At 38.5% G+C, this 24,822-nt stretch carries 21 protein-coding genes and 2 pseudogenes; 15 read left to right on the top strand and 8 right to left on the bottom strand.

The genetic code is table 11. The annotated features are described in order from the left end of the window. Window positions 1–10: 10 nt before the first annotated feature. Window positions 11–838, bottom strand: coding sequence for a macro domain-containing protein (locus tag H6F47_RS01135; protein ID WP_347239056.1), 828 nt, complete (start codon window positions 836–838; stop codon window positions 11–13). Here H6F47_RS01135 and H6F47_RS01130 point away from each other — a divergent pair. From H6F47_RS01130 to H6F47_RS01085, 9 genes and pseudogenes are all read left to right on the top strand, one after another. Next, the gene (locus H6F47_RS01130; protein WP_347239054.1) at window positions 729–1,109 is read left to right on the top strand and encodes a hypothetical protein; all 381 of its coding nucleotides are present in this window, start codon (window positions 729–731) and stop codon (window positions 1,107–1,109) included. The genes H6F47_RS01135 and H6F47_RS01130 overlap by 110 nt on opposite strands. Then, window positions 1,102–3,960, top strand: coding sequence for an SUMF1/EgtB/PvdO family nonheme iron enzyme (locus tag H6F47_RS27670; protein WP_242027301.1), 2,859 nt, complete (start codon window positions 1,102–1,104; stop codon window positions 3,958–3,960). The genes H6F47_RS01130 and H6F47_RS27670 overlap by 8 nt, the downstream gene beginning before the upstream one ends. 16 nt (window positions 3,961–3,976) lie before the next feature. Further along, a pseudogene (locus H6F47_RS01115) lies at window positions 3,977–4,441 on the top strand (DUF4351 domain-containing protein); the annotation flags it as partial. A gap of 430 nt (window positions 4,442–4,871) precedes the next feature. Next, a complete protein-coding gene (locus H6F47_RS01110) occupies window positions 4,872–5,321 on the top strand; it encodes a type II toxin-antitoxin system antitoxin SocA domain-containing protein (RefSeq protein ID WP_190647369.1) in 450 nt (149 codons plus the stop codon). Window position 5,322: 1 nt separating this feature from the next. Beyond that, window positions 5,323–5,886 carry a hypothetical protein gene (locus H6F47_RS01105; RefSeq protein ID WP_242027300.1) on the top strand — a complete coding sequence of 188 codons (564 nt, stop codon included), beginning with the start codon at window positions 5,323–5,325 and terminating at the stop codon, window positions 5,884–5,886. Window positions 5,887–6,042: 156 nt separating this feature from the next. Continuing rightward, entirely contained in the window at window positions 6,043–8,397 is a 2,355-nt protein-coding gene (locus H6F47_RS01100; RefSeq protein WP_190647365.1) for an arylsulfatase, read from the top strand. Between the two features lie 244 nt (window positions 8,398–8,641). After that, complete coding sequence (locus H6F47_RS01095) at window positions 8,642–9,025, top strand: hypothetical protein (RefSeq protein ID WP_190647363.1); 384 nt, start codon at window positions 8,642–8,644, stop codon at window positions 9,023–9,025. Window positions 9,026–9,440: 415 nt separating this feature from the next. Beyond that, a complete protein-coding gene (locus tag H6F47_RS01090; protein ID WP_096573006.1) occupies window positions 9,441–9,890 on the top strand; it encodes a hypothetical protein in 450 nt (149 codons plus the stop codon). A gap of 15 nt (window positions 9,891–9,905) precedes the next feature. Further along, complete coding sequence (locus H6F47_RS01085) at window positions 9,906–10,520, top strand: PIN domain-containing protein (protein WP_096573007.1); 615 nt, start codon at window positions 9,906–9,908, stop codon at window positions 10,518–10,520. A 404-nt stretch (window positions 10,521–10,924) separates the two neighbouring features. On the opposite strand, the gene H6F47_RS01080 is transcribed toward H6F47_RS01085, so the two are convergent. Together H6F47_RS01080 and H6F47_RS01075 are read right to left on the bottom strand one after the other, a co-directional pair. Continuing rightward, window positions 10,925–12,073, bottom strand: coding sequence for a cytochrome P450 (locus tag H6F47_RS01080; RefSeq protein WP_190647361.1), 1,149 nt, complete (start codon window positions 12,071–12,073; stop codon window positions 10,925–10,927). A 346-nt stretch (window positions 12,074–12,419) separates the two neighbouring features. Then, window positions 12,420–14,108, bottom strand: a pseudogene (locus H6F47_RS01075) (DEAD/DEAH box helicase); the annotation flags it as partial. A 69-nt stretch (window positions 14,109–14,177) separates the two neighbouring features. On the opposite strand from H6F47_RS01075, the gene H6F47_RS27665 reads away from it, so the two are divergent. Continuing rightward, complete coding sequence (locus tag H6F47_RS27665) at window positions 14,178–14,573, top strand: transposase family protein (RefSeq protein ID WP_242027299.1); 396 nt, start codon at window positions 14,178–14,180, stop codon at window positions 14,571–14,573. A gap of 17 nt (window positions 14,574–14,590) precedes the next feature. After that, window positions 14,591–15,070: a transposase family protein gene (locus H6F47_RS01070; RefSeq protein ID WP_236104235.1), complete on the top strand. Its 480-nt coding sequence runs from the start codon at window positions 14,591–14,593 to the stop codon at window positions 15,068–15,070. Between the two features lie 136 nt (window positions 15,071–15,206). Here H6F47_RS01070 and H6F47_RS01065 read toward each other — a convergent pair whose 3' ends face one another. The 4 genes from H6F47_RS01065 to H6F47_RS01050 form a co-directional block, all read right to left on the bottom strand. Then, window positions 15,207–17,762, bottom strand: a complete 2,556-nt coding sequence (locus H6F47_RS01065; RefSeq protein ID WP_242027297.1) for a hypothetical protein — start codon at window positions 17,760–17,762, stop codon at window positions 15,207–15,209. A gap of 191 nt (window positions 17,763–17,953) precedes the next feature. Next, window positions 17,954–18,685 carry a hypothetical protein gene (locus H6F47_RS01060; protein ID WP_096573010.1) on the bottom strand — a complete coding sequence of 244 codons (732 nt, stop codon included), beginning with the start codon at window positions 18,683–18,685 and terminating at the stop codon, window positions 17,954–17,956. Between the two features lie 4 nt (window positions 18,686–18,689). Continuing rightward, the gene (locus H6F47_RS01055; protein ID WP_096573011.1) at window positions 18,690–19,037 is read right to left on the bottom strand and encodes a hypothetical protein; all 348 of its coding nucleotides are present in this window, start codon (window positions 19,035–19,037) and stop codon (window positions 18,690–18,692) included. A gap of 329 nt (window positions 19,038–19,366) precedes the next feature. Beyond that, the gene (locus H6F47_RS01050) at window positions 19,367–19,945 is read right to left on the bottom strand and encodes a hypothetical protein (protein WP_096573012.1); all 579 of its coding nucleotides are present in this window, start codon (window positions 19,943–19,945) and stop codon (window positions 19,367–19,369) included. A 231-nt stretch (window positions 19,946–20,176) separates the two neighbouring features. Between H6F47_RS01050 and H6F47_RS01045 the strand changes: the two genes are divergently transcribed. Continuing rightward, entirely contained in the window at window positions 20,177–21,847 is a 1,671-nt protein-coding gene (locus H6F47_RS01045) for an ATP-binding protein (protein ID WP_096573013.1), read from the top strand. Window positions 21,848–22,216: 369 nt separating this feature from the next. Here the strand turns inward: H6F47_RS01045 and H6F47_RS01040 are convergent, their stop codons facing one another. Next, window positions 22,217–22,819 (bottom strand): helix-turn-helix domain-containing protein, encoded by a 603-nt coding sequence (locus H6F47_RS01040; protein WP_137668265.1) that lies wholly within the window; start codon window positions 22,817–22,819, stop codon window positions 22,217–22,219. Window positions 22,820–23,022: 203 nt separating this feature from the next. On the opposite strand from H6F47_RS01040, the gene H6F47_RS01035 reads away from it, so the two are divergent. The 3 genes from H6F47_RS01035 to H6F47_RS01025 all read left to right on the top strand — a co-directional run bounded on the left by H6F47_RS01035 (window position 23,023) and on the right by H6F47_RS01025 (window position 24,792). Beyond that, window positions 23,023–23,379: a hypothetical protein gene (locus H6F47_RS01035; protein ID WP_096573014.1), complete on the top strand. Its 357-nt coding sequence runs from the start codon at window positions 23,023–23,025 to the stop codon at window positions 23,377–23,379. A 255-nt stretch (window positions 23,380–23,634) separates the two neighbouring features. Then, window positions 23,635–24,240 (top strand): hypothetical protein, encoded by a 606-nt coding sequence (locus tag H6F47_RS01030; protein ID WP_096573015.1) that lies wholly within the window; start codon window positions 23,635–23,637, stop codon window positions 24,238–24,240. A gap of 198 nt (window positions 24,241–24,438) precedes the next feature. Next, the gene (locus tag H6F47_RS01025; RefSeq protein ID WP_096573016.1) at window positions 24,439–24,792 is read left to right on the top strand and encodes a hypothetical protein; all 354 of its coding nucleotides are present in this window, start codon (window positions 24,439–24,441) and stop codon (window positions 24,790–24,792) included. Window positions 24,793–24,822: the final 30 nt, after the last annotated feature.

The following is a 24,822-nucleotide window of genomic DNA, read 5'->3' as shown; positions in this document are numbered from 1 at the left end:
ACGCAGAGTGTCAATTTGCAGCCAACCAATTCTGCTGTTCTAATCGCTGCCAAGCTTTACGTATATGTTGTGGTTTAAAGATGGTGCATTTGCGGTCGCTCCAGGAATAAACTAACTCTATGGCCTGTTCACTATCTTGGGCTGGGTTGGTTTCTTGAGTTCCTACCCAATGAACTGTAGCCAATAATTCCATACCATAGGGAGTTTCAAAGCCATTTATGAGGTTGCTAACTCGTTCTAACCGTTCCTGTGCCGATGGGTCATTGGCTAAAAATGCCTGTGCAGCTTCTCTACCTGCGGGTAAAACGTAAATTTCCGCGCTTTCTGCCTTGGCTGTTCCATCGCCATAACCGCGAATGTAATGCCCTTCTATGTGTTTTAAAACATGATTTAAATTATGAGCATAAGGTCCATATTTGTGTTTTACATACTCAAGGCGTAGGGGTTCACCAGCTACTTGTAAAAAATAGGCAAGTTTTTGAATTTCTAGTTTGGTTAATTCATAACCGGGAATACCGTACAATTCCAGTAAGCGAATAAACAAGGCACGGGCGCGAGTCATATTTGGCTTTTTGCTGGCTACGGGCATTTGTGCGGGTGCGGGTGCGCCACTGGGTTCAAAAATAATGACTTGGACATCTGGAAGTGCAGCAAAGGCTGATTCTATTAAGGGTTTTACCTCACTCCAATCTAAGCCACCGTTACCGCATCCCAGGGGAGGTATAGCAATGGAAGTAATGTTTAATTGCTGTACTTGGGCGACTAATGCCACCAGTCCGGTTTTGATATCTTCTAATTTAGATTTGCCCTTCCAGTGGCGTTTGGTGGGGAAGTTAATAATAGACCGCGCCGAAGATTTTAACCCAGAAGCAGGAAGCAAGCCAGGATTTGCAACTTTAATCGGAGTGCTAACAGCAGAAGTTAGTATAAAAAATATTAAAGGGTTTTTGAGCTTTTTGAGCGATCGCTTAGGAGACAAACCCATCGAAATTACCGTTAAGGTTGGTGATAAGGAAGTCAGTATCAAAGCCAAAAGCCGCCAAGAACTGCTAGAAAGCGAAAAAATAGCAAAAGACCTATTAGCCGCAATGGGTGGTAACAATGGCTAAAAAAATAGCTCTACTGATTGGAGTCAGTGAATATGGTGCAGGTATCCCACCCCTATTATCTGCACTTAATGATGTCGAAGCTATGGAACGAGTTTTACGAAACCCCAACTTGGGCAACTTTACCCAGGTAGAACAGCTGCTGAATCCTACTTCAGAAGATATGAGAAAAGCAATTCTCAATTTATTTAAGAATGCAAATAAAGATGATTTATTATTATTCTTTTTTTCTGGACATGGAATTACTAATGATAATAATCATCTCTATTTAGCAACTCGCAATACTTCAAAAGACGACTTTGAAGCCACTGCTGTATATACAGATTTTATTCAAGATCAGTCAAAGAATTGTTATTGTAAACGCCAAGTTTTAATTTTAGATGCTTGCTATAGTGGTGCTTTTGCTAATGGTTGGCACACAAAAAGTATCGGTTTAGATATCAAAAAGCAGTTAGGTTCGGAAGGTCGAGTTGTTCTCACATCTTCCAGTGCAACTCAAACTTCCTTTGCTCAAGAAGGTGCAACACTTTCTCTTTATACTCAATATTTAGTTGAGGGAATTGAGACAGGTGCAGCAGATAGTGATGGTGATGGCAATATTTATGCTCAGGAACTTCATGCTTATGCCAAAGCCAAAGTCCAAGCAGTGAAGCCTAAAATGACACCAGATATCATTCTGGATAAGGAAGGATACAACATTTTGTTAGCTTCTGCTCCCAGAAATCCAGAAGCAGACTATCGTAAACTGGTTGAACAATATGCTAAAAATGGTGAACTGAATGAATTTGCTTTTTTAGTCTTAACGCCAAAACGAAAAACTCTAGGAATCACAGATACAAAAGCAGAGGAAATAGAAACAGAAGTTCTCGAACCTTTTCGGAGACGGTTAGCAAATTTGCAAAGTTACAAACAAGCTTTTGCTAAAGCCGTTGAGCAAAAATATCCTCTAGATGAACATATTTTAAATATCCTCAAAGATTATCAGCAAGAGGTTTTAGGATTGAGAGATGAGGATGTAGCATCAATTGAGTTAGAAATTACATCTCTTAAAGAAGAAGAATATCAAAAACAACTTCAGATACAAAAGCAGCGAGAAGCTGAAGCATTGCAAAGCCTAAAATCATTATCGAAACAAGAAATAGAAAGATTGAAACCTCAACCAGAGGCTATAGCAGCAATAGAATCAATATTGAAACCTCAACTAGAACAACAAGCAGCAATGAAATCAATATTAAAACAACAACCAGAAGCAGCCGAACAATTACAATTACAACAACAAGGCGAGCAAAAGCAAGAAGTAGAAATAAATACTATATCAACAAAAGAATTTGAGAAAGAAATTTTTATCTCCTATGCTTGGGGTGGAGAGAGTGAAAATTTTGCCAATAATCTTGATCAAACATTGCAAGCTAAGGGTATTACCATTATTCGAGATAAACGTGACCTTGGTTATAAGGGATTAATCAAACAATTTATGGAGAGGATTGGACAAGGTAAATGTGTAATTGTGGTAATTAGTGACAAATATTTAAAATCGTCTAACTGTATGTTTGAATTGGTAGAAATTGCGGCAAATGGCAAATTTTATGACCGCATTTTTCCCATTGTATTAGCCGATGCCCAAATTTATAAATCTGTTCAACGCCTTAAATATATTAAACATTGGGAAGATGAAATTAAGGAGTTAGATGAAGCAATGAGAGGAGTAAGTGCAGCTAATTTACAGGGATTTAGAGAAGATATTGATTTATATACAAGGATCCGTAATACAATTGCCGAAATTACCAATCTTCTTAAAGATATGAATACTTTAACTCCTGATATTCATAGTCAATCTGAATTTGAACAATTAATTAAGGCAATTGAAGACAGTTTGTTATATGATAATGTGAATGTTGCCGCAGGTAGTCAGGATACCGAAGTCATTGCAACCATTCAGGGATTGGCACAACGTCCACCTAAACCAGAACTGCCTCCAGTTTCTCTGAATCTGAAATCTAAAAAACCAGAAGAAGTAAAACTCTCTGAGTTAATTGTAGATTTAGGTCAAGGCATAACCCTGGATCTAGTGCGCGTGCCAGCAGGGAAGTTTACTATGGGAATACCACCACAAGAGCGTGAAATCGCTCTAGAAAATGGCTTGAAAAATGGAGTAGATCCTGAGAATTTGACACGATGGTTAGACTGGTCTACACCACAGCATGAAATCCATCTGCAAGAGTTCTTGATGGGAAAATATACCGTCACAAATGCCCAATGGCGAGCAGTGATGAAAACTAACCCATCGGAGAAATATGACCGAAAATTTCAAGGAGATATGCAGCCCGTAGTTGGCATTTCCTGGTATGAAGCGCGAGCATTCTGTCAAAAACTATCCCAGCAAACAGGACGCGATCTCAGATTGCCCACAGAAGCAGAATGGGAATATGCCTGTTGTGCTGGAACAACCACACCCTTTGCCTTTGGGAATAACATTACCACCAATCAAGTCAACTATGACGGCAATAATTCCTACAATGACGCACCAAAGGGCAAATATCGGGAATGCACTGTGGATGTCAATAGCTTTAGCCCCAATTCATGGCATTTATATCAAATGCACGGTAATGTCTGGGAGTGGTGTTTAGATAGATGGCATGATAATTATAGTCAAAAGCCAAAACGGTTAAAAAGCAATGGTAATGAAGTTTGGGGAGAAACTAACGTAGATGAACATGATAATCTTCCTCGTAGCGTAAGGGGCGGTTCTTGGTGTTACGATGCTTTCGATTGCCGTTCTACCAATCGTTGTTGGTATCGCGCTAAGGATTCAGACCATGATATAGGTTTTCGTGTGGTGTTTGAGTCTTCCTAATGAGGACTTTCTACCGTTACCAGAATCATTACACACTGCAATTGTCGTCATTCATCAATTACCATCAACTCAAGAAACACTGTGGTTAAGACTTTTAGGTAGAGGTACAGTCCAAAAACGAGTGATTGATGAACTAGCTGCGTTACCATTAAATCAACCCTATGTCAAAATCACTTTAGAACTACTCTATAACCTCCAGAAAAATCTCAAAATTTATCAAAGTTCACAAACAGAAGATCAGAAGTTGATTATGCGTTTAGCACCACTTTATCAGCAAGACCGAGAATTAGCTAAACAAGAAGGAGAACAACGTCTAATTATCCGTCTCTTAAATCGCCGAGTTGGTGAAATTGATTCATCATTAATTCAAAAAGTTCAAGAATTATCTGTTGAAAAACTGGAAGAATTAGGAGAGGCTTTGTTAGATTTTACTTCAGTTACAGATTTAGAAACTTGGCTGGAAAATAATTCAATCAATTAGCTTTAACTTACTAATTTTTATCTAATATCAACAATAGCGATCGCTCTGTCCATTGTATCTTATTTTCCCTAACTTCTTGAGTTCCGGTTAGGGTGAAGGATGCGATCGCCCTTTTCTTACTTTCTCTTTCAACAAGCGATCTCCATGATGGTAATTGCCTCTCTAGGAATTGGACAGGGAAATGTAATGGTCTACCTACTTAAGTTGTGAATAGGGTGATAATAAATAATCCAATTACAACAGCTAGGATAACTCGGCTGGGGAATTGTTATGAAAATCGTGCGACCGATGGGGCTTGACATATCTTAGTAATTTATGGTATACTTGTACTAACAAGTTGATATTATGATTCACAGTTATAATAGACTTATCCAAGTGGTAGGCTTTAATATAACTTGTAACGATAATAGTAGTTTTTTGAGGAACTAATATGGCTACAGTATTTGATGTTGCTCGTTATATCCTTGAAAAAAAGGGTGAAATTACAGCAATGAAACTTCAAAAGCTTGTCTATTATAGTCAAGCATGGAATTTAGTCTGGAACGAATCTGAGTTGTTTGAAGAAAGAATTGAGGCTTGGGCTAATGGAGCAGTAGTTCGAGATTTGTATAACCTTCATAAAGGTAAGTTTAAGGTCAATAAGGAATCTTTTACTGAAGGGAATAGCAATGCGCTTACAGATAGCGAAAAAGAGAATATAGATAAGGTCTTAGATTTTTATGGGGATTATACAGCACAGCAACTTAGTGACATTAATCACCAAGAAGATCCTTGGATAAATGCAAGAGGTGATTTACCGGCTATGGCAATCTGTAATAATGAAATAACTAGAGATGCAATTTTTGAATATCATTCTGGAATTTGGAATGAACCAGAATAAGATGAGTAAAAAAGAAGAGCGAATTAAGCGACAAAATGAGAAAAAATTAAAAGAACAAGAAAAAAAAGTTAGATTGGCACAAAACATTGAAGTGTCAAGTAAGTTGGTTCGGGCTACAGAAAAACCTGACTTAAGGAAAATACCAAGAAGCGTTAATGCTGATGATTATAAAAAGCATTATTTTTCATGGTGTGTATCAGAAGCTGATTTGGAAGGGATATGGAGTTGGGGTGAATCAAGGAGATGGGAAGAAGAAGAATATTTGAACACTATACAACCTCATTTTCAGGCTTTAGATAATAATTCATGGCAAGAAGTTGAAACACAAACATATAACGGTGCATCAAATCAAAGAAAAAATCTCAATAAGTACCAACATCTAAATTCTATCTGTGAAGAAGCTCAACAACGTTGGCAAGATATTGAAATAATCTCACAATTTGAAGTCCTGTTTAGATTACGGTTGGGTACAAGCAGAAGAATTTGGGGAGTTAGAGTCCAACATCACTTTTTCATAGTTTGGTACGAGAGACATCACAAAATATGTCCTATTGAGCGTGATTAGTGCGATAGCGAAGCTCTCCGTAGGAATCGCAAATCTCGCAAAATATTCTCATAAATAGCTTTACAGAGTGGAGTATCAAGAAATAACCCCTCCTAAAGAGGATATAGAATTTCGGGCTTTTTGTTAACAATTAAATATTCTCAAGAGGTCAGATTTATGTCTCTGCGTGAATACAAACCCGGAACTACTTTCCCTGGAGTCATCGGCCGGACAGTTGATAAATCCAGTCCAGCTTGGCCAGAACCATTGCGGGCAAAAGAAAACTTACCAAACGTCCTATTTATTGTCTTTGATGATACAGGCTTTGGGCAATTTGGGTGCTACGGCAGTCCCATCAATACACCTAACCTAGACGCACTAGCAGCCAATGGCTTGCGCTATAACAATTTACACACGACGGCGTTGTGTTCACCCACCCGCTCTTGCCTTCTCACTGGGCGCAATCACCATTCCAACGCTATGGCCTGCATTACAGAAGGGTCTACTGGTTATCCCGGTAGCAATGGGAATATTCCCTTTGAGAATGGGTTTCTCTCAGAGATATTACTACACAAAGGCTATAACACCTATGCGATCGGCAAATGGCATTTAACCCCCGCCGATCAAATATCTGCGGCTGGCCCCTATGACCGTTGGCCTCTCGGTCGTGGTTTTGAACGTTTTTATGGTTTTCTCGGTGGAGAAACTCACCAGTATTATCCAGATTTGGTTTATGATAACCACACCGTTCAGCCAGAACAGACCCCCGCACAAGGCTATCATTTAACCGCAGACTTAGTAGACAAGGCAATTAGCTTTATTGCTGATGCCAAGCAGGTTGCCCCCAATAAACCCTTTTTCATGTATTTCTGTCCTGGGGCCATGCACGCCCCTCATCATGTGCCGAAAGAATGGGCTGATGCCTACGCTGGACAATTTGATGATGGTTGGGAAGCTTACAGGGAAAAGGTTTTTGCTCGTCAGCAAGAAATGGGCATTGTCCCCGCTAATACAGAACTATCCCGCCATGACCCCGATGTTGCATACTGGGATTCTCTCTCAACAGCAGAAAAACGGCTTTATGCCCGGATGATGGAAGTCTTTGCTGGATTTCTCACCCATACTGACTATCACATCGGTCGCTTACTCGATTTCCTCAAAACTATTGGTGAGTTCGATAATACTCTAATTATGGTCATCTCAGACAATGGGGCAAGTTCTGAAGGTGGGCCGACTGGTTCAGTTAATGAAAATCTATTTTTTAACAATGTGCCAGAGTCTTTAGAAGAAAACCTCAACGCATTGGATAAACTGGGTAGCCCAGAAACCTTCAACCATTATGCTTGGGGCTGGACTTGGGCAGGTAATACACCTTTTCGTCGCTGGAAACGGGAAACTTATCGGGGTGGTATCAGTGACCCGTTGATAGTTCATTGGACTCAAGGTATTGAGGCAAAAGGTGAAATCCGTACTCAGTATGCCCACGCCATTGACTTAGTACCAACGGTACTTGAATTATTAGAAATCGAACCACCAACAACTATTAGGGGTGTCACTCAATCCCCCATTGAAGGTGTCAGCTTTGCCCATACTTTTAATAATAGTAATGCACCCACTAAGCACTTGACGCAATATTTTGAGATGATGGGACATCGTTCGCTTTACCATGATGGTTGGCGGGCTGTTTGTCCTTGGCCTGGCCCCTCATTTACAGAAGCAGATGGGTTTTTTGGTGCGCCTATCTCGGCGGAAACTTTGACAGAGTTAGATACTCATCATTGGGAACTGTATCACGTTGCTCAGGATTTTGCCGAAAATCACAACATTGCTACAGACAACCGCCCCAAGTTGATTGAGATGATTGCCACTTGGTATGTAGAGGCGGGTAAATATAATGTGTTACCTGTGGATGGCAGGGGTGTACAACGATTAGCACAAGAACGTCCTCAGATTGCTGTCAATCGTAGCTGCTATACTTACTATCCTGATACTCAGCCAATACCAGCTAATTGTGCTGTTAAGTTGCTCAATCGTTCCCACAGTATTACAGCAGATGTAGAAATTCCCACAGGTGGCGCACAAGGAGTATTACTTGCTCACGGTGGTAATGATAGTGGCTACTCCTTCTATGTCAAAGATGCTAAACTGCACTGGGTTCATAATTATGTAGGGCGATCGCTCTACCATGTCGAGTCTGAGTCGTTAATCTCGGAGGGTCGGCACCAGTTACGTTTTGAGTTTAAAGTGACGGGTCAGCCAGATTTAGCGAAGGGGAAAGGATCGCCAGGTCATGCCCGACTTTATATTGATGGGAAATTAGTTGGGCAAGCGAATGTTCCTGTAACTACTCCCTTAGCACTAGGTCTGACCAGTGGTGTGATCTGTGGGATAGCCCCTGGTGCGCCTGTAACACCCGATTATGAACCACCCTTCAAGTTTACGGGCAAAATTCATAGTGTGATAGTGGATGTTAGTGGAGATGTCATTCACGACCGTGAAGCTGAAATGCGTGTGATAATGGCACGACAGTAGCAACAAGATGAAAGATTCTTTTACCTGAAACAGCAAGAATGCTCACGTCTCATCCGAAGAAGGTTGGAATGCAAAAGCTATAGCTCGTCAAGTTGGTATTGGTGTAACAAGTGTATTTCGCTATTTACGTACTCCTACCTTCCCAGAAACAACTGGACGAAGAAGCCGAGGTCGAAGCATCCTAGTCCCTTACCAGGAATATATCTTTAGACGCTAGAATGAAGGTTGTCACGAAGCCTTAGTCTTGTTTGCAGAGATTCAACAGCAGGGTTACAAAGGGAGTTATGATACTGTAGCTCGTTACACACGACGTATCCGTACAGCCCAAGGAATTAAGCCACGAAAACGCCATTTAGTTAAGTCTTTACCAAAAGTCACTCAACCCAAAAAACTTTGTCTCACACCACGTCGTGCAGTATGGCTAGTGCTACGAAAACCGGAGTCGCAACAGCCAGAAGATAAGGAATTAAGGCTGATGAATATTGACACTCTGCGTCCTAAAGGAGCGCAGATTCTTAGTTCAACGAGTCCACTTAGCTTAGATCCCTTGCGGTGTCTAACCCAGAGGTGGTTCTCTCCACGCCAGTTGCTTCAAGTCGGGAAACCCGCCCAACGCACTGGCTCCTAAGCGTTACTTTCCCCCTGCCCGGAGGTAGTTGGATTACTCCAAGTTTTGTTTGAGTTTAAATTCTGTTTCGTCCAGCCCCCATGAAGATTTTACCTATTCCTGGTTAGGAACTAGAACTATGGAATAGAACCCCATATCTTCAATTGTCAAGGTACAGATTGCCGTTAGGCAGTTAGGTTTTTATACAGGTTGTTTACCATTCCTGTTAAAGCTATTGTAGTATAACTGCCCCTAAAGGGGCAAGCCGCTCCCCTACATCCATCGTCTAAAGCACGATAAAATATTTACGCCTTGCTCCGATACTTTATCTCGATGGTTTTAGCTCGCTCGATTTTGTTATAAAACTATATTTCCCAAAGCGATCGCCATTTATAATAACAATATTATAATCTTCAATGTCACAAGGATAAAAAGAATGGACAGTACAAAACTGAGTGACACAACAATAGAACTATCAGATATTACCGCTTGGGATAAAAACGGAAATAAACTGCTAGTATCAAAAGTTAGAGCTAGGGATATTGTAGAGGATATTACCGCTAAAATCGAAAATATCCTCAAATTTGAGTATGAACATAACAGAGTGATAATTCCCTATGCTATGACAGCTACCCGTGAAGAAATTAAAATCTTTCAATGGGATGGTGAAACGTTAGAAAATGTCTACATCTTCCCAACGCATGAAGTTTTATCTGAATATGATCTAGAATTTAGTAAAAAAAGGATTTTTGAATATTATCTAGAAACATTAGTTGAAGGATGGTTAAGAGATTTAGCTTATCATTGGAAAACAGAAAATCCCCCCAAGTTACAAGAATTACAGCAAATAGGATTTGTAGAAAATCTAGCAGATGCAGCACAATAAAGGTTAGAAAATTGAATGATTACGCTTTATATAGAAACTAATTTTTTTATTGAGTTTGCGAAGAATCAAGAGCAAGAAGCTGAAGAGTTAGTATATTCTACTTCTCCTGAAAAAATGTCGTTAATAGAAATTGTCACTCCGGCAATTTGTTGTATGGAATCTCTTTCGGTTTTGGAAGATGAACGTACAAGGAGAAATCGTTTTCAAGTTAACTTAGAAAGAGAAATAAGTGAACTAAGAGGAAATACGAATTCTGAATACTCTGTAGAAATTATGAAATCTCTTCAAAATGCAAAATATAATAACGAAAAAATGGCTAATAATATTAATATTCGTCTGTTTGAAGTTTTAGAATGGGCTAAAAATTATGTAGAATTCATACAATTAAAACCAGATATACTCAGTACAAGTCTGGAAAATGTACTTATTACTGATCCTACAGATAATTTAATTTTACATTGTATTCTTGATCATGCCAAAACATCTTTAAATAATCAGAAAGTTCTATTGAGTGGAAATTCTAAAGATTTTGGTACAAAAGAGATTAAAGGAATATTGCAGGAAGCAGGTATACAAAGATATTTTGTCAAGACGGGCGATTTTTTAGGCTGGTTAAATTCACAGTTCTAATTATTGTGTTAAATCCCACATTTTGCACTTCAAAAAGTAGCATAATCAAACTACATTGACGGTCAATTAAAACATTAAAACTTATGGTTTGAATTGGAGTGCGGAATGTGGGTTATAGAAAGCTTTGAATTTACCAGTTTTCTCCAAATTGATCAGGTCAATATTTAGCAAAAACATGGGTTGAAAGCTCCTCGCCCCTGTTTGCCCACAGGCAAGCTTCTAGGGCGACTTTTTGATAGAATAGTACAAACAGGGCATTGTCTGTTGGGCGAGACAGTGTAAGACGGGGATTCCTGCAACTGTTGTTTGAACCCAGAATCTTCGCGCTTCTAGGGCGGGGAGTGTGTCAACCCAAATAGGTCTTTCCGCAGTATCTATAGCGTCTAAACTTGAAATAACAAACTTTAGCGAATACGCACTGGTAGAGTGACAAACCCGTTGCCAGGGAAGGTTTCGCGCTCTAGGGTCTCGTTTGAGGCAAGCGATATCTCTGCGGTGTGGGCGAGCAGCGTTTCGACAGTAACGCGCAACTCCAGTTGAGCGAGAGGCGCTCCCAGACAGTAGTGGATACCCCCGCCGTAAAGCAAATTGGCTTGCTGTTCGCGGTCGAGATGGATTTCATCCGGGGCGTTGAACGCTCGCGGATCTCGGTTAGCGGCGATCCACATCAGCGAGATCCGCTCACCTGCGGGAATCGTACGGCCGTTGATCGTGGCTTCCCGCGTTGTTACTCGGGTGTTGGCAACCAATGGACCGTCCATTCGAGGAATTTCATTGATGGCGGCGGGAATTAGCTGTGGCTGTTCGCGCAGACGGTGTTGGAGGTTCTGGTTTTCTGCTAGATGGGCAATGACAATGCCGATTGCTGCGGCGACGGTGCCATGCCCTGCTATCCAATTCCGCAGCACCGCGATGATATCCTCGTTGCTCCAGCGGTGACCGTTTACCTCGGTCATCATCAGCCGACCGGTAACATCGTCCCGGATGTCCTGACGACGATGATCCTCGATTGCCTCGGTAACAATTGCCTCGTACTCCACTGCGATCGCACGCGCAGCCTCATGATCGTGGTGGAAAGTCGCCGCCTGATTGCCGTGACTCCAGTTGCGGACGCGTTCCCACGTTGTCTGTGGCCAGCCAAGAAACGCACACATCGTTCGGAAGGCGATCGGCTCGGCAATGTCTGCCACTGCATCAGTTGTACCTGGCATCTTGATCGCCTCCATTACATTCGTAGCGATTTCTCGACACTTGGGTTCAATCGATGCCATCTCGGAGGCTGAAAAGTAGGGTGCTAGGATTTCGCGGTATTTCGTGTGTTCGGCTCCATTCATGGCATTCGGAATAGCACGATGCAGCGAGGCATTGATAAAAGTGTCCGGGTCATCCAGCACTGCGACAACATCCGCGTGGCAAAAGAGTGACCAGTGCATTGCATCGCTGTAAGCAACGGGACACCGCTCGCGCAGCTCGTCGTAGGCGTGAAGCTGATCGGCTAATACTGCTGGGTCTCGCGGATTCCAATCCTGTGGGGTGTGGTCAGACATTGTCATAGATACCTCCAGTAGATCAATTAATGTTTGCAAAAGCATTGATCGCGTTAAATGTGAACACACCTTTAATAAAATTAGGTCTCTAAATTGTAATTGGGATATTATTAACAGAGGTATCTCTTATGAAATAAGTCTCATGACAAAGAAAGGCAGAGAGAGGAGGACATCTCTACTATCTATTGAGAATATCTTTTTAATTTTTTCTACTATTCCTATCTCATCTATTATTCCTGAGTGATCTATAACTGAGGATTAAGGGTTGGGGGTTTGCAAGCGATCGCCTGCGGCACTGGCGTAGCCAATCGCCCTCCCCACTTCCCACTACCATCGCCTAACACCTAAAAACCTAACCTTCATGAATCAATTGTAACAAAGCCTCCGTTGATATCTTCCCACTCATATCAGAACCCTCCAGCAAACTATCCGCCAAATCCCGCTTATGGTGATGCAACTCCACAATCTTATCCTCAATAGTGTCCTTTGCTACCAACCTATAAATCGTCACCGGGCGTTGTTGGCCAATGCGGTGGGCGCGGTCAGAAGCCTGGTCTTCCACCGCCGGATTCCACCAAGGGTCTGTATGAATAACATAGTCAGCCGCAGTTAGATTCAGTCCTGTACCCCCAGCCTTCAAACTAATCAGAAACACATCCCCCTCCCCAGCTTGAAACGCATCCACACTTTTTTTCCGTTCATTCATTGGGGTACTACCATCTAAATATTGATATTTAATACCTTGCTCATCCAAGTAATTGCGGATAATATGCAAATGATCTACAAACTGACTAAACACCAAAGCCTTATGGCGATTTTCCAGTAGTTCACCCAACACCTGACCAAAAAGTTGCAACTTAGAACTAGATAACTCAGTATCAGGCATCACCAAACTAGGATTACAGCAAGCGCGACGCAACCTCATAATCTCTGCTAAAACTTGCAAATGTTTTTGTCCTGCATCCGCATCACTTTCACTCAATTTAGATATAGCTTGACGACGCAAAGCCTCATAAAATGCCTTTTCCTCTTTACTCAACTCCACATGAAGCAAAATTTCTGTGCGAGAAGGTAACTCTTCCAACACCTGATTTTTTGTACGTCTTAATAGAAATGGTTGAATTAGTTTTTTGAGTTTATTTCGTGCTTGTTTATCTTGATATCTTTCAATAGGATTTGCAAAACGTTGATTAAAACTTTCAAAAGAACCCAATAAACCAGGATTAATAAATCGGAACAAATTCCACAACTCACCTAGATGATTTTCAATCGGTGTCCCAGTAGTCAATAATTTAAAATTAGCTTTCAAATTCATAGCCGCCTGGGAACGTTTAGTAGACATATTTTTGATAGCCTGTGCCTCATCTAGAACAATGGTTTGCCACTGCACCCCAGACAGCATTTGTGCTACTTCATCCTGCTGCAATAAACCATAACTACAAACCAACATATCCAATGGTTGTAAGCCATCCAGTAATTTTTGGCGGTTAGAACCTGTAAATTGAATTACATTCAAAGTTGGGGCAAATTTCTCTGCTTCACTTACCCAATTCATACAAACGGAAGTCGGGGCAATTATTAGAGTCGGTCTATGATGGGCATTTCTAAGGATAACAGCTAATGCTTGCACCGTTTTACCCAGTCCCATTTGGTCAGCTAAACAAGCACCTACACCCCAATGTGCTAAACGTGCTAACCAACAAAAACCTTCCATTTGATAATCTCGTAATTCGGCTTGAAATGTAGATGGAAGTTCTGGTTTAAGGTCTTGTACTTCTTTGAGTTTCTTGATATGTTCTTTCCAATGTTTATCTGCTTTTAGTTTCCCAACTTCATCTACAAAATCTTCTAACCCCAATGTCGCTAAGGGGTGAAAACGCATCCCTTTACCATGTTTTTCGGAAAACAGTCGTAACTCATCCAAACGTTTACGAAAGGCTTGGGTTAAAGCTAAAAATTGACCATCACCAAGAGGAATAAACCTACTGGGAGTTTTTTCTAATAATTCTAGAAGTTGCTGCATATCTAATACTAAATCTTCACTAGACATCTCCGAAAAAGAATCAAATTATGGTATAACAAGGTAAAATCGTGCATCTACCCTGAGATTATGAGCAACATAGTTGAGTATATTCATCACAATCCTGAAGAATCACAACGGTTATTAGGACTGCATTATGAACAGCTAAAGCAACTTATAGAGAAAGCAATAGAGCTACATAATAATAAAAAAGAATTGGCAGAATCTAAAAAAGTCAGACTCATTCTGGGAGGAGGTGGACGCAAGCCAAAATTAACCCCAGAGTCGCAAATAATTTTAACATTAACATATTTACGTCATTTGACAACATTTCAGTTACTGGGCATTCAATTTGGCGTAAGTGAGACAACGGCAAATGATACGTTTAACTATTGGTTGCCACTCCTGGGAGAATTATTACCACCAAGTTTAATATCACAAGTAAAAAAAACTCCAATGACCACGAAATTGTTAAAGAACTGTTAACGGAGTTTGAGTTAATCGTGGATAGCTATGAACAGCCTATAGAAAGACCTTCAGAGCATGAGACACAAAAAAAGTATTACTCAGGTAAAAAGAAAACTCATACTAGAAAAAACCAGCTAATTGTCCTACCAAATGGTAAAGATATTGTAGATGTAAAGGCTGGTAAACCAGGTCCCAAAAGTGATATCAGCTTATTTCGTGAAACCTCCCAGGAATTTGAGACCAAACAAAGGTTTAATGGGGATAAAGCTTATGAAGGAGAAGAGTCAATTAAAACCCCTCAGAAAAAACCGAAAAAACAAGAATTAACGCCTGAACAAAAGTCCAGAAATAAAGAACTAGCGTCGGAAAGAATTTTTGTTGAACATTTAATTCGTTTAGTCAAGATATTTAGAGTTGCCCAAGAAAGATTTAGATTAAATACCCAGAAATATGAACAAATAATTATGACTATTTGTGGACTTGTAAGATTGCGTATTGGTACTGTTATTTTGTAGCTATAGCAAATTGCAAGTTTCCTGCATAAAATCCAATTTCAGAGGTGCTATTTTTTGGCTAATTCCCAATAGCAGGCATCTTCAGCACTGATTATAGCGTATAATCTGAGTATCTTTGCACTTAACCTTCATTTCCTCAAAAGCAGTTGTGGTGAAGGTTAGATAGTTTTCGGAGATGTCTACTTAATTTCAATTCACCAGTAGCAGCAAACCAATCTTGTTGACGTTGAATTGATAAGTTAAAATCTTTCAAGTCTGCATTATGACTAACCCGCAGTTTTTCCCCTTCTGGCCATTCAATAACTACGCTGTTTCCTAATGCTTGCAGTTCTAAAAGTAGTTCTAAACAGTCCTCTGGGTTTTCTATTAACCATTCATTATCTTCTTCTTCTGTGCTGAGGGTGGGACAAGCTTGAATGGCAGTTTGGGCAAGTTGTTTTTCTTCTGATAAGTTTCTTCTAGTTTGTAGACGTTTACCTTCAATTTCAGCAATGACTGTTTCTCCACCTGCACCGGGACGGAAATATGGTCCACCTTGGGCAAAGGGACGTGATAACAGGGTAATTTTTAAACCAGAATTAGCAGGTAAAAGATGAATGTGGGGTAGTGTTTGGGCGGTTACTTCTTCTGCACCTTCTACTCCTCCACCAATGTCAGAATGAACGGTGACAATACCGGAAACGGCGTTGATGGCTGCTAAAACTTTTTTCTCGGCAATGATGGGGACGTTTAATTTATTTTCTCTACCTAGAATTTCGCCTATACGTCTGTGTTCAGGTGTAATTTCAATGACTTTAATGCGGGTGGGTGTTTCTTTGATATTGATGATATTTTGTGATGTTAATTTGGGTGAAAATTCTAAGGTGAGACGACCTTGTTTTTCTTTTTTAACGAGTAGTTCTGGTTCTCCTTTGACTATTTCTACGCGAATATTAGGGGTATCTTCCCAAAAAACTAAGGGATGTCCAATTAATGCGAGGATGGCTTTGTCATTGAAGCGATAGTTAACTTTGCCATAATAGCCTTCGCCATAAGTTTCAATACAATTACAAGCCCGAATATCTTGGTAAGTAAGATAATCATACTCATTTAAATTATTACTCAGATTTTTAAGGGCAATGGGACGACCTTTACTCCATTGTCCTTTGGCATTAATTTTTTGTTCTTTGGGTTGCAGGCCACATTGGCTAGGATAGAAGGTAATAAACCATGCTAAACGCAGTTCTGATTGGGGTTTTGTGGGTGTTGGGTCTTCTTTTTGCAGGTTTGCTAGGGCATTAAGGCACATTTCCCAAGATTCTTGGGGTTCGATTATGTCTATGATGGTTTCAACTTCGTTGTCTTCTCGTAGTGCTTGTGCTTGTTGTTTGTAGTTGCTGCTGGGTTTGAGTCGGGATAGGAGTTCTGCGGTTTCCATTGCTAACCAGTGATGACCGGATGCGATCGCTCTCCGATATAATGGTTCTAATAAATCAGGTAATCTTCTTTTTGCACTGTCCATATCCATCCAGTACAGACATAGGGAAAGAAAGAATGTTTCTAAACTATTTTCTTTTTCTAAGGGAGGAATGGGAGCATTAACTATTAATTCTTTTTTGGTAATATCACCTTGCTGGACTTGCAATATAATGCTCAGTCCCATATAAACTAAATTAAGAAAATGATCTGATTGCCGAATCATTATATTGGTATAATCTTCTGCTTCTTTGAGGCGTTCTGGCGAACCATCTTTCAACAGTGCTAAAATAAAGAATAAGCCAGCAATTGTATTAAAATATATTTGGCGTTTGCCTGTGGCTTTTTTCAAAGATTTTAGGGCATCTGTATAATATTTAATAGCTTTCTCGTTCTCACCCCGCAAAAAATTTGACCAACCCCAACCAATAGCGGCGTTATTTTGAGATTCTTCTGATATCTCTTTCAAACTATCCTGTGCATCTTCCGTATCACCACGTAAGAAATATTGTTCTGCCAACATCAAAAGCAAATAATCTGAGATATATTTTTCAGGTTCATCACATTTATCTGCCAATAGTATTAACGCATCTTCAGAATCAGATAATTTTAAGAGTGAAATTTGGAAAATACTAGATATACAAAGGATAAATAATTCTTGTGGTAGAGTGCTAAACCAATGTTCATCAAATGGATTATTGCATATCTGTTCAAAGATATTTTCTATAACTATTTTTTCTTTGCTATTACAGTGCTTATGGTAATTTTCAATTTGACTATTAATAAAACTTAGGTCTTTGCGGTAAAGACCAATACGGATTTCTCTTATACATTGGCTTAGATTACGAAAAATCCGTATACTTCCGTAACTATGTACAGGAAATTTTTCATTTACAGCTTTTACTAAGAGTTCAAATTTTCCCGTTTCTACAGCATGACGAGTAGCAATTTCTGTCAGGAGGGGATGGCATTCGGGACTAGATTTACTTTCCTTGACTAACAAACCTGCTTTTATCAATTTATCAATTTGAAGACTAAGAGTTTTAGTATTCCAAGGTTTATTGTTTTCATCTAATGCAGCAGTTTCACTGAGACAATTGATAAATGAATTTTTATCTACTGGTGCATAGATTACCGAAAATAACTGAATAATCTTTTGGATAGCAGGAGATAAATCGAAGTATTTTTTAGTGAGTTGGGTTTTTAGTTGAGTGTTATCAATGTAAAAATTAGACATAGTATTAATAATTGACACCATTTTTAGGTATCAGGTGTAGATGTACCAGGGAACTATTAACTTTTAGAATATCATTATAGTGTTAACAGCAAGAGACAGAAATGAAAATAAATTGATGTCTGTGTTTAAACTTGCTGTACCTGATTGTTCTGTAATTTATAACATTGCTATCATATCTATATCTGATTGTACTACATTTCACTGTATTCACTGGTAATTGTTTGCAAAATTGCATTTACATCAATTTTGTCCAAGGAATTCCCGTAAATCTTTTCAAAAGATTCAATTTCTGCTTGATAATTTTCTTCGGAGTCGCAGTGCTTTTCAAAAAAATCTTGGCCTTTGTAACCATACAATATTAGATTAGAATCAATTCTCTTCAAAAATGGTTTGACAGAATTAAACTTCTGAAACGTCCGAAAGCATCCTATTAAATAACCGTAAAAATAAAATAAAAAATAGTTAATTTCTTGTTGAGTAAATTCCTCGCTAAATGTTTCTCGCAATATTTGGGGGTCTTGTCTATTTATGTAATTATGGTCAACAATTCTATACAGCCGAAAATACAGCCAACCGCGATGATCATAAATATCCATCAAGTAGTAGAATGTTCCACTGGTTTTAATAACAACAAGTAATGTTGGAAAATAAAAAGCTCCTTTATATTTATCATACAAATCGCTACTTTCACCTAATAAACATTCTAAAATTGTCAATAGTTCTGCTAAGTTAAGTTTATCATTTTGTTCTTCTCTAGATAAATAAAGATGCTTATGTAAATCAAAATTATTTGCAATTGATAAACTATTTTTTTGTAATTTTATGTATTCTGTATCATCCAATCTCCACAATTGATAGTTGATATCCTGAGATTGTAAGTCAACTTTGTATCTGTTTTTGATTTGCTTAATTACTTCTTGCATAAAATTAAACCAGAACTCCTGCCATTTCCCTAATTCGATTTGCCCAGGTTTGAGACAAGGTTGAAATTTCCAGACGACTAGAATCACTTGCCCAAGTTGACAACCAATGAATATGCCATCGAGACAATTGACGTTGCATTTGAGCCAGTTCAAAGGCACTGTCCACATCTAAATCAATAGCTGTCAGTTCTAAAAATACTTTACTTTCTCTAACAATTTCAAGTACCGCTTCCCCATTAACCCCATCCAAACTGAGAGATGCCATTTGTAGAAAGTTCTGTGCCAATCTTTCAAGACGTACAGAAAGGCGCTCGCATCGAAACGCAATTTGTTCTACAGTCCAGTTATTCATACGCCTCCTAATAACTTATGGATGATTTGTTTGACCTTTTCTCAAATCTCTGGGTCTAAAATTTCCATCGCTCTATTTTGACGTGGACGGAGATTTACCATTGATTCATAGAAAATTTATTGAAAAATATGATTCCAACTCGCGCCCCAAACAAGCTTTCACCTGTTCTGGGTTGGGTTAGACTGAGATTGGGTTATTCATGGTTAACCGGACAGGATATAAAACCGCTCATCCACAAGAGTTTAAAAGTGTTTAATTGCATTTTGTGACCCGTGGGTCACATTTTTTGATCCAGAAACATTTAGAAATACTCATCTTATGTACTATGATCACCGATCAACTGACAAGTAGCCTTGACGATAGTTGTTTTTCTTCAAAGAAGCTGCTTGTTTCCTTGACCATTGCTTGACAGGAGTTAGTGGGGCAATATCTACGAACTGATAACTAAATGATACATTTCCACTTAACTTTGCTACCACATTACCAATAAAGCGACAACAGCGTTCTGGTTGACTAACTACTTGTTCTTCGGCAAACCGTATTATTACCCACCCAGCTTTAAGAAAACACAGATTTCTATAATCATCATCACCAATACAATGGGTAGGTACTCCTGTAGAAAAACAATGACTTTCGTCCACTTCAATATCAAGATGTAGCTCAGTATTTGGTTCTACAATTACAAAATCTGCTGTGTAAGGACGGTCATGACCATTTGGTAGCATTTCTTGTTGGGGAAATACCCAATTACCAAAATAATATTTCAGCACTTGCCCAAACCGTTCTTCAGCAGCACCCACGGTAACACTACCACTACCATTTGCTTTAATCAAAGGAGCAAAATTTTGATGTTCAGCAAAGTTGGGAATTAAAACAATAGGATAAACCGGAATTGATTTTTTCGCCATTAATTATTGAAGATAAATAATAACGCATCTATCTTACAATTACATTTTTATACAGAAATCTATAAATTAATCTATTTTTGAATATTCACGAATATATATCAATTGATATAATAAATTCCACATTTTTATACTAGCTATAAAATTAAATACCGTTTAAAATTTTACAGTATAATTCATGACTTATAGATGCTATCAAAATTTATCGAAATACATATCTTATAAATAAACAAGATGTCATCAGATTTTTTAAACAAGTTGCCACAATTAATCAAACGTAAAGAACCTGTAATTATTTTGGAATCGCCAACCCAAGAAAGATACAGAATGATTCGCTATATTTGCCAATATTGTTCAGTGCTAGGAATTAAATGCTACTTGTGGAATTTAGGACAGGAAATAATCAAAGAAGTTGAATGTGTTAATAATGTAGATTTAAATTTTAAGGATTTTGAAGACTATACTCCTGTACCAATTAAAGAATTAAAAGACCAATTTAGAATCTTGAAATTTTGGGAGTCTTTTCAGGGAGAAGGAATATTAATTATCGAAAATATTTACCCTTGGATTAGTACCAATGTAGCCCAAGAAACCCAATTCTTTCTACTATCTGAGTGGGTTAAATCGAATTTACTCAATCTTTCTTTTTCTCCATCTGCTCCTGGTAAAATCAAATCTGCTATTCTTTTAGGTTCTCAAGCTAACTTACACCCAGAACTTGCTGCTCAAATTCCTGTCATTACTCAAGAATTGCCAGATATCTCAGAAATTACTGTAACTCTCAATGAAGAACTGCATGGAATTTTACCACTAACATTGAGCGAGATGGATAAAAAGAAAATTGTCCGTAGTGGAATTGGGTTATACATTTCCGACTTAATCAAAGGACTAAAATCAATTGATTTCCATGATGAAAAAAGTGCAGACTCTATAGCTAAAGAACTACTAGATTATAAAATAAATTTGCTCAATAAACTTTATGGAATTGAATTTATCCCTACTTCCGAAGTTCCCTTGGGAGGACTAGATTTGATGCAAGAGGCTTTTAAGAAATTCAAAAGATTGTTTAGTCCTCTTGCCAAAGTCTACAAACTCAGAGTTCCTAAAGGTATAATGCTGGTAGGTCCTCCAGGTACGGGTAAATCTCATTCAGCTAAAGTATGCTCACAAATTTTAGGTATTCCCTTGATTTTAGTAGATTGGGGTAATGTGAGAAGTTATGGTAATGAAGCAGAAATAAAATTAAAACAACTACTAAAATTAGCAGACCGTCTCAATGAAGTGGTTTTGTATTTTGATGATTTTGATAAAGGTTTTGCTGGAGATGATGATATAGCTAGAAGGTTAGCAGGTCAGTTACTCACTTGGATGCAAGAACGTACCAGTGATGTAATTGTAATTGCTAGTGTCAATCGTTTAGAATGGCTACCACCAGAATTAACTAGGGCAGGAAGATTTGACTATATTTATAAAGTTGACTTGCCTAATTATGGGGAAAGACACAGTATTTTTAAACTTCACTGTGCGAGATTTGATGATAGATTTAGTAGTGATGTTTCTGGTAGCATTGATCCTTATAGTCAAGAGGAATGGCGACGAATACTTAAAGAAACTAATCGCTGTGTAGGTGCGGAAATTCAGACTATTGTTGAGAGGGCGGCGGCTACTACTTTTTGTCAAATGTTTCCAGAAGATATACCTGTTCCTAGCAATGGTAAATTACCACCATTGGAAATTTCTGTGGCGACGCTGTTAGCAGAACGTCAACAAATTAATCCATTAGCTATTCGAGAAGCAGATAAAGTGGAAAGTATGAGGAATAAAGCTGAACTTCAGGGTTTACCATCTTCTACTATAGATTCATCGGAGTATGCAATTGGTAATATAGATATATTTGGTGAATAATTCATCATCACCAAATTTACAGCGTTGGTACAATTTTTCGCGTTCAGCTTGCCATTGAGCTTTCTATTCTTGGGTCCACTGAATTTATGGGAAGATTCTTCCCCGACGTAGTGTACTATTAGACTTAACTTCACTCATGGTTAGTTACAGCAGGGAACAGGCTTGAAAGTTTTTTAGTATAAGGTTTTGTCCCTAAAATTTGTACCTCATTTACTCCAAATCTGCTGTATACCTTCTGTAATATTTATATTTTGAGCGGATTGAGGGTCGCCCCTGTGCGAATCAAAATTGTTCGACAATTTCTGCTTGACTTAAATTAATTTCATCAGTTTCATTAACCAAATTAACAAACTTCTTTAACTCAGCTTGTTACATATCATTAACATTTTGCAGTTGCGCTAGTTCTTGTTCCTGAAATGCTACTACCGCATTTAATCGTTCAACTTCTGACATCAATGGTGCAATTGTTTTTTCTAACTCTGAATTAACCAAATTTGCAGCTTGTTTAGAAAATGTGTTGTGCCACCTGCTTTGATTCGCTTCTTCTAGTGATTTTTCTAATTCAGCTACCCGTTGTTCTAATTGCTGGTTTTTAATGAAGCACTTTTCAAAACTGTAACCAAACTCACGGGGACTATGATTAATTAGTTGTTGTAACCGCTCTAAATATTGCTCATTGACGATTTTAGGACGACCAATAGGCGATGAATTCCATTGGTGTGCCATCCCACTACGAGCTATATGTATCCAATGTCTTGCTGTTGCTGGACAACATCCTAATTCTTTGCGAATTTGTGTTTGAGTTTTCCCCTCATCTGCCAACAACATAATTTGGATACGCTGGCGGGATAATTCAGGTAAATCCTGTTCCAGATTTTTTTGTAGTAGTTGACGCTGGAATGGTGTCAAGAATTTTCCCTGGCAAATATTTGGTGATTTAATTTCATCTACTTTTGGCAAATTAGTAACCATTGCTAACTTAATTGGGATAGATTGTTAACCTGAAATCACTCACAGTGATATATACCTCTCGCCGGAGAGACCATATGTAAACATTGAGTTTTTGTTATGTATAGTATTTACAAAATTTTTTTGGCTCTCCCAAAGTTGGTATGATAATTTAATAAAAAATAATGCATGACCATTACCATTTGACTGGCTTGATTAGGAGGTGTATGAATAACTTGACTGTAGAACAAATTGCGTTTCGGTGCTATCGTCTTTCTATACGTCTTGAACGATTGGCACAGAACTTTCTACAAATGGCATCTCTCAGTTTGGGTGGGGTTAATGGGGAAGCGGTACTTGGGATTGTTAGAGAAAGTAAAGTATTTTTAGAACTGACAGCGATTGATTTAGATGTGGACAGTGCGTTTGAACTGGCTCAAATGCAACGTCAATTGTCTCGATGGCATACCCATTGGTTGGAGACTTGGGCAAGTGATTCTAGTCGTCTGGAAATTTCAACCTTGTCTCAAACCTGGGCAAATCGAATTAGGGAGATGGCAGGAGTTCATTCAACAAATACCTGATAAATAGGTTATTTCAGGGTCTTAAGAAACAAAATGTATATTGATTTTATCGTGCCGACTTACTTAACTTGCAGCTAATTTCTTATATCAATTGATAGATGTTGTAATAATTTTTATACCAATGTTTTAGAAACAAGTGTTGAAAAAAAGTAGACACAATCTTATATCTGCAATTACGAAATTTGATAGCTGACTGTAAGCAGTAAGATAGGAGAAAATGATGCTTATTCGTAGGCATTTATAAAATATCGAGACATGAGAATACACAATCATCCTGATTGCAGTAATTACCAAATTCCCAAACAACAGACAATTGAAGTTTGTCCAACGGGTTCTCAGAATCGCACAGTTGATAAAAAAAGTTCAATTTTTTTATTAGTAGCAGCAGCAACAGCATTAGTCTTGGCAAATACATCCATTAATCACCTGCTAATGTCTGTTCTAATTCTGCTAACTGCCATCATCGCCGCAGTTCCTAATTTAGCCAATAAGTTGCTGACTAAATTTGAAAAATTGCAACGTCGTTGGGGAATCAATGTTTATGGAATTTTAGTTGGTATTATCTGTATAATTTTCACCTTTGATATTACCACCACATCAGCTAATGCACAATTTTTTAATGGCGCACAAACATGGATGACAGGAGCTTTTGCAGGTATTCCTGCTGATGCTGTTACACTATTTTTTAATGTTCTGAGAGCATTGTTTTTGTTGTATCTTGGTATTTCATTGGTGAGAATTGTCAATGCTGCCAGAAATGATGAAGATTGGCAGAATTTAGCCAGAACTCCTTTAATCATCAGTGTTACTATTGTAGTAGGTGATATTCTCACAGGTTTGATTACTGGTAATGCAGTGTAATTAGCTCAAAAAAACAGGTCTTAAATTCTCTGATTTTTCAGTAGAGTGGTTTCTGGATATTCGTAACGGGCGCTCGTTTTTAAACAACTTATATCACTCTTGGATAAGTTAAACATTTTCGACTACACAGCTTTTTTCTCAGTTTGATAAAAGCGGTTTAGGTCAAATTCGCACGTTTAAAAACCTCAACTAACAGAGATGATGAAGCGCAAAGAATTTAGAACAGTTAACCGAGTTTTAGGGGAACAACCGAGAATTGGACCTTTTCCAGCAGATCAATTTTTTCCTTGGACAGCTATTGCTTTGATAACTTACTTGATCTGTAAGCTAACTTTTCAAACTTCTTTGTTAGTGACTGGGTTAGTTACAGCTTGGGGATGTGCAACTTGGTGGACTCTTACCAGTAATAAAACCTGGTTATCAAAGTTTCTCACAGTACCCAGAGTTACCAGAGGGTATAAACGTTTTTATTCTCTGATTCATGAACCAAAGATAATAACATCAACTCAAAAAAAGATATCTAAATCACGACGAATCTCAACTTTAAAATAGTGTTTTTTGTGTTGGTAAATCTTAAAAAAA

It is taken from the genome of Sphaerospermopsis sp. FACHB-1094 (assembly GCF_014696195.1).
Taxonomy (GTDB): Bacteria; Cyanobacteriota; Cyanobacteriia; order Cyanobacteriales; family Nostocaceae; genus Sphaerospermopsis; species Sphaerospermopsis kisseleviana.
The sequence above is the reverse complement of the archived record's forward strand: the minus strand, read 5'-3'. Positions and strand labels throughout refer to the sequence as shown.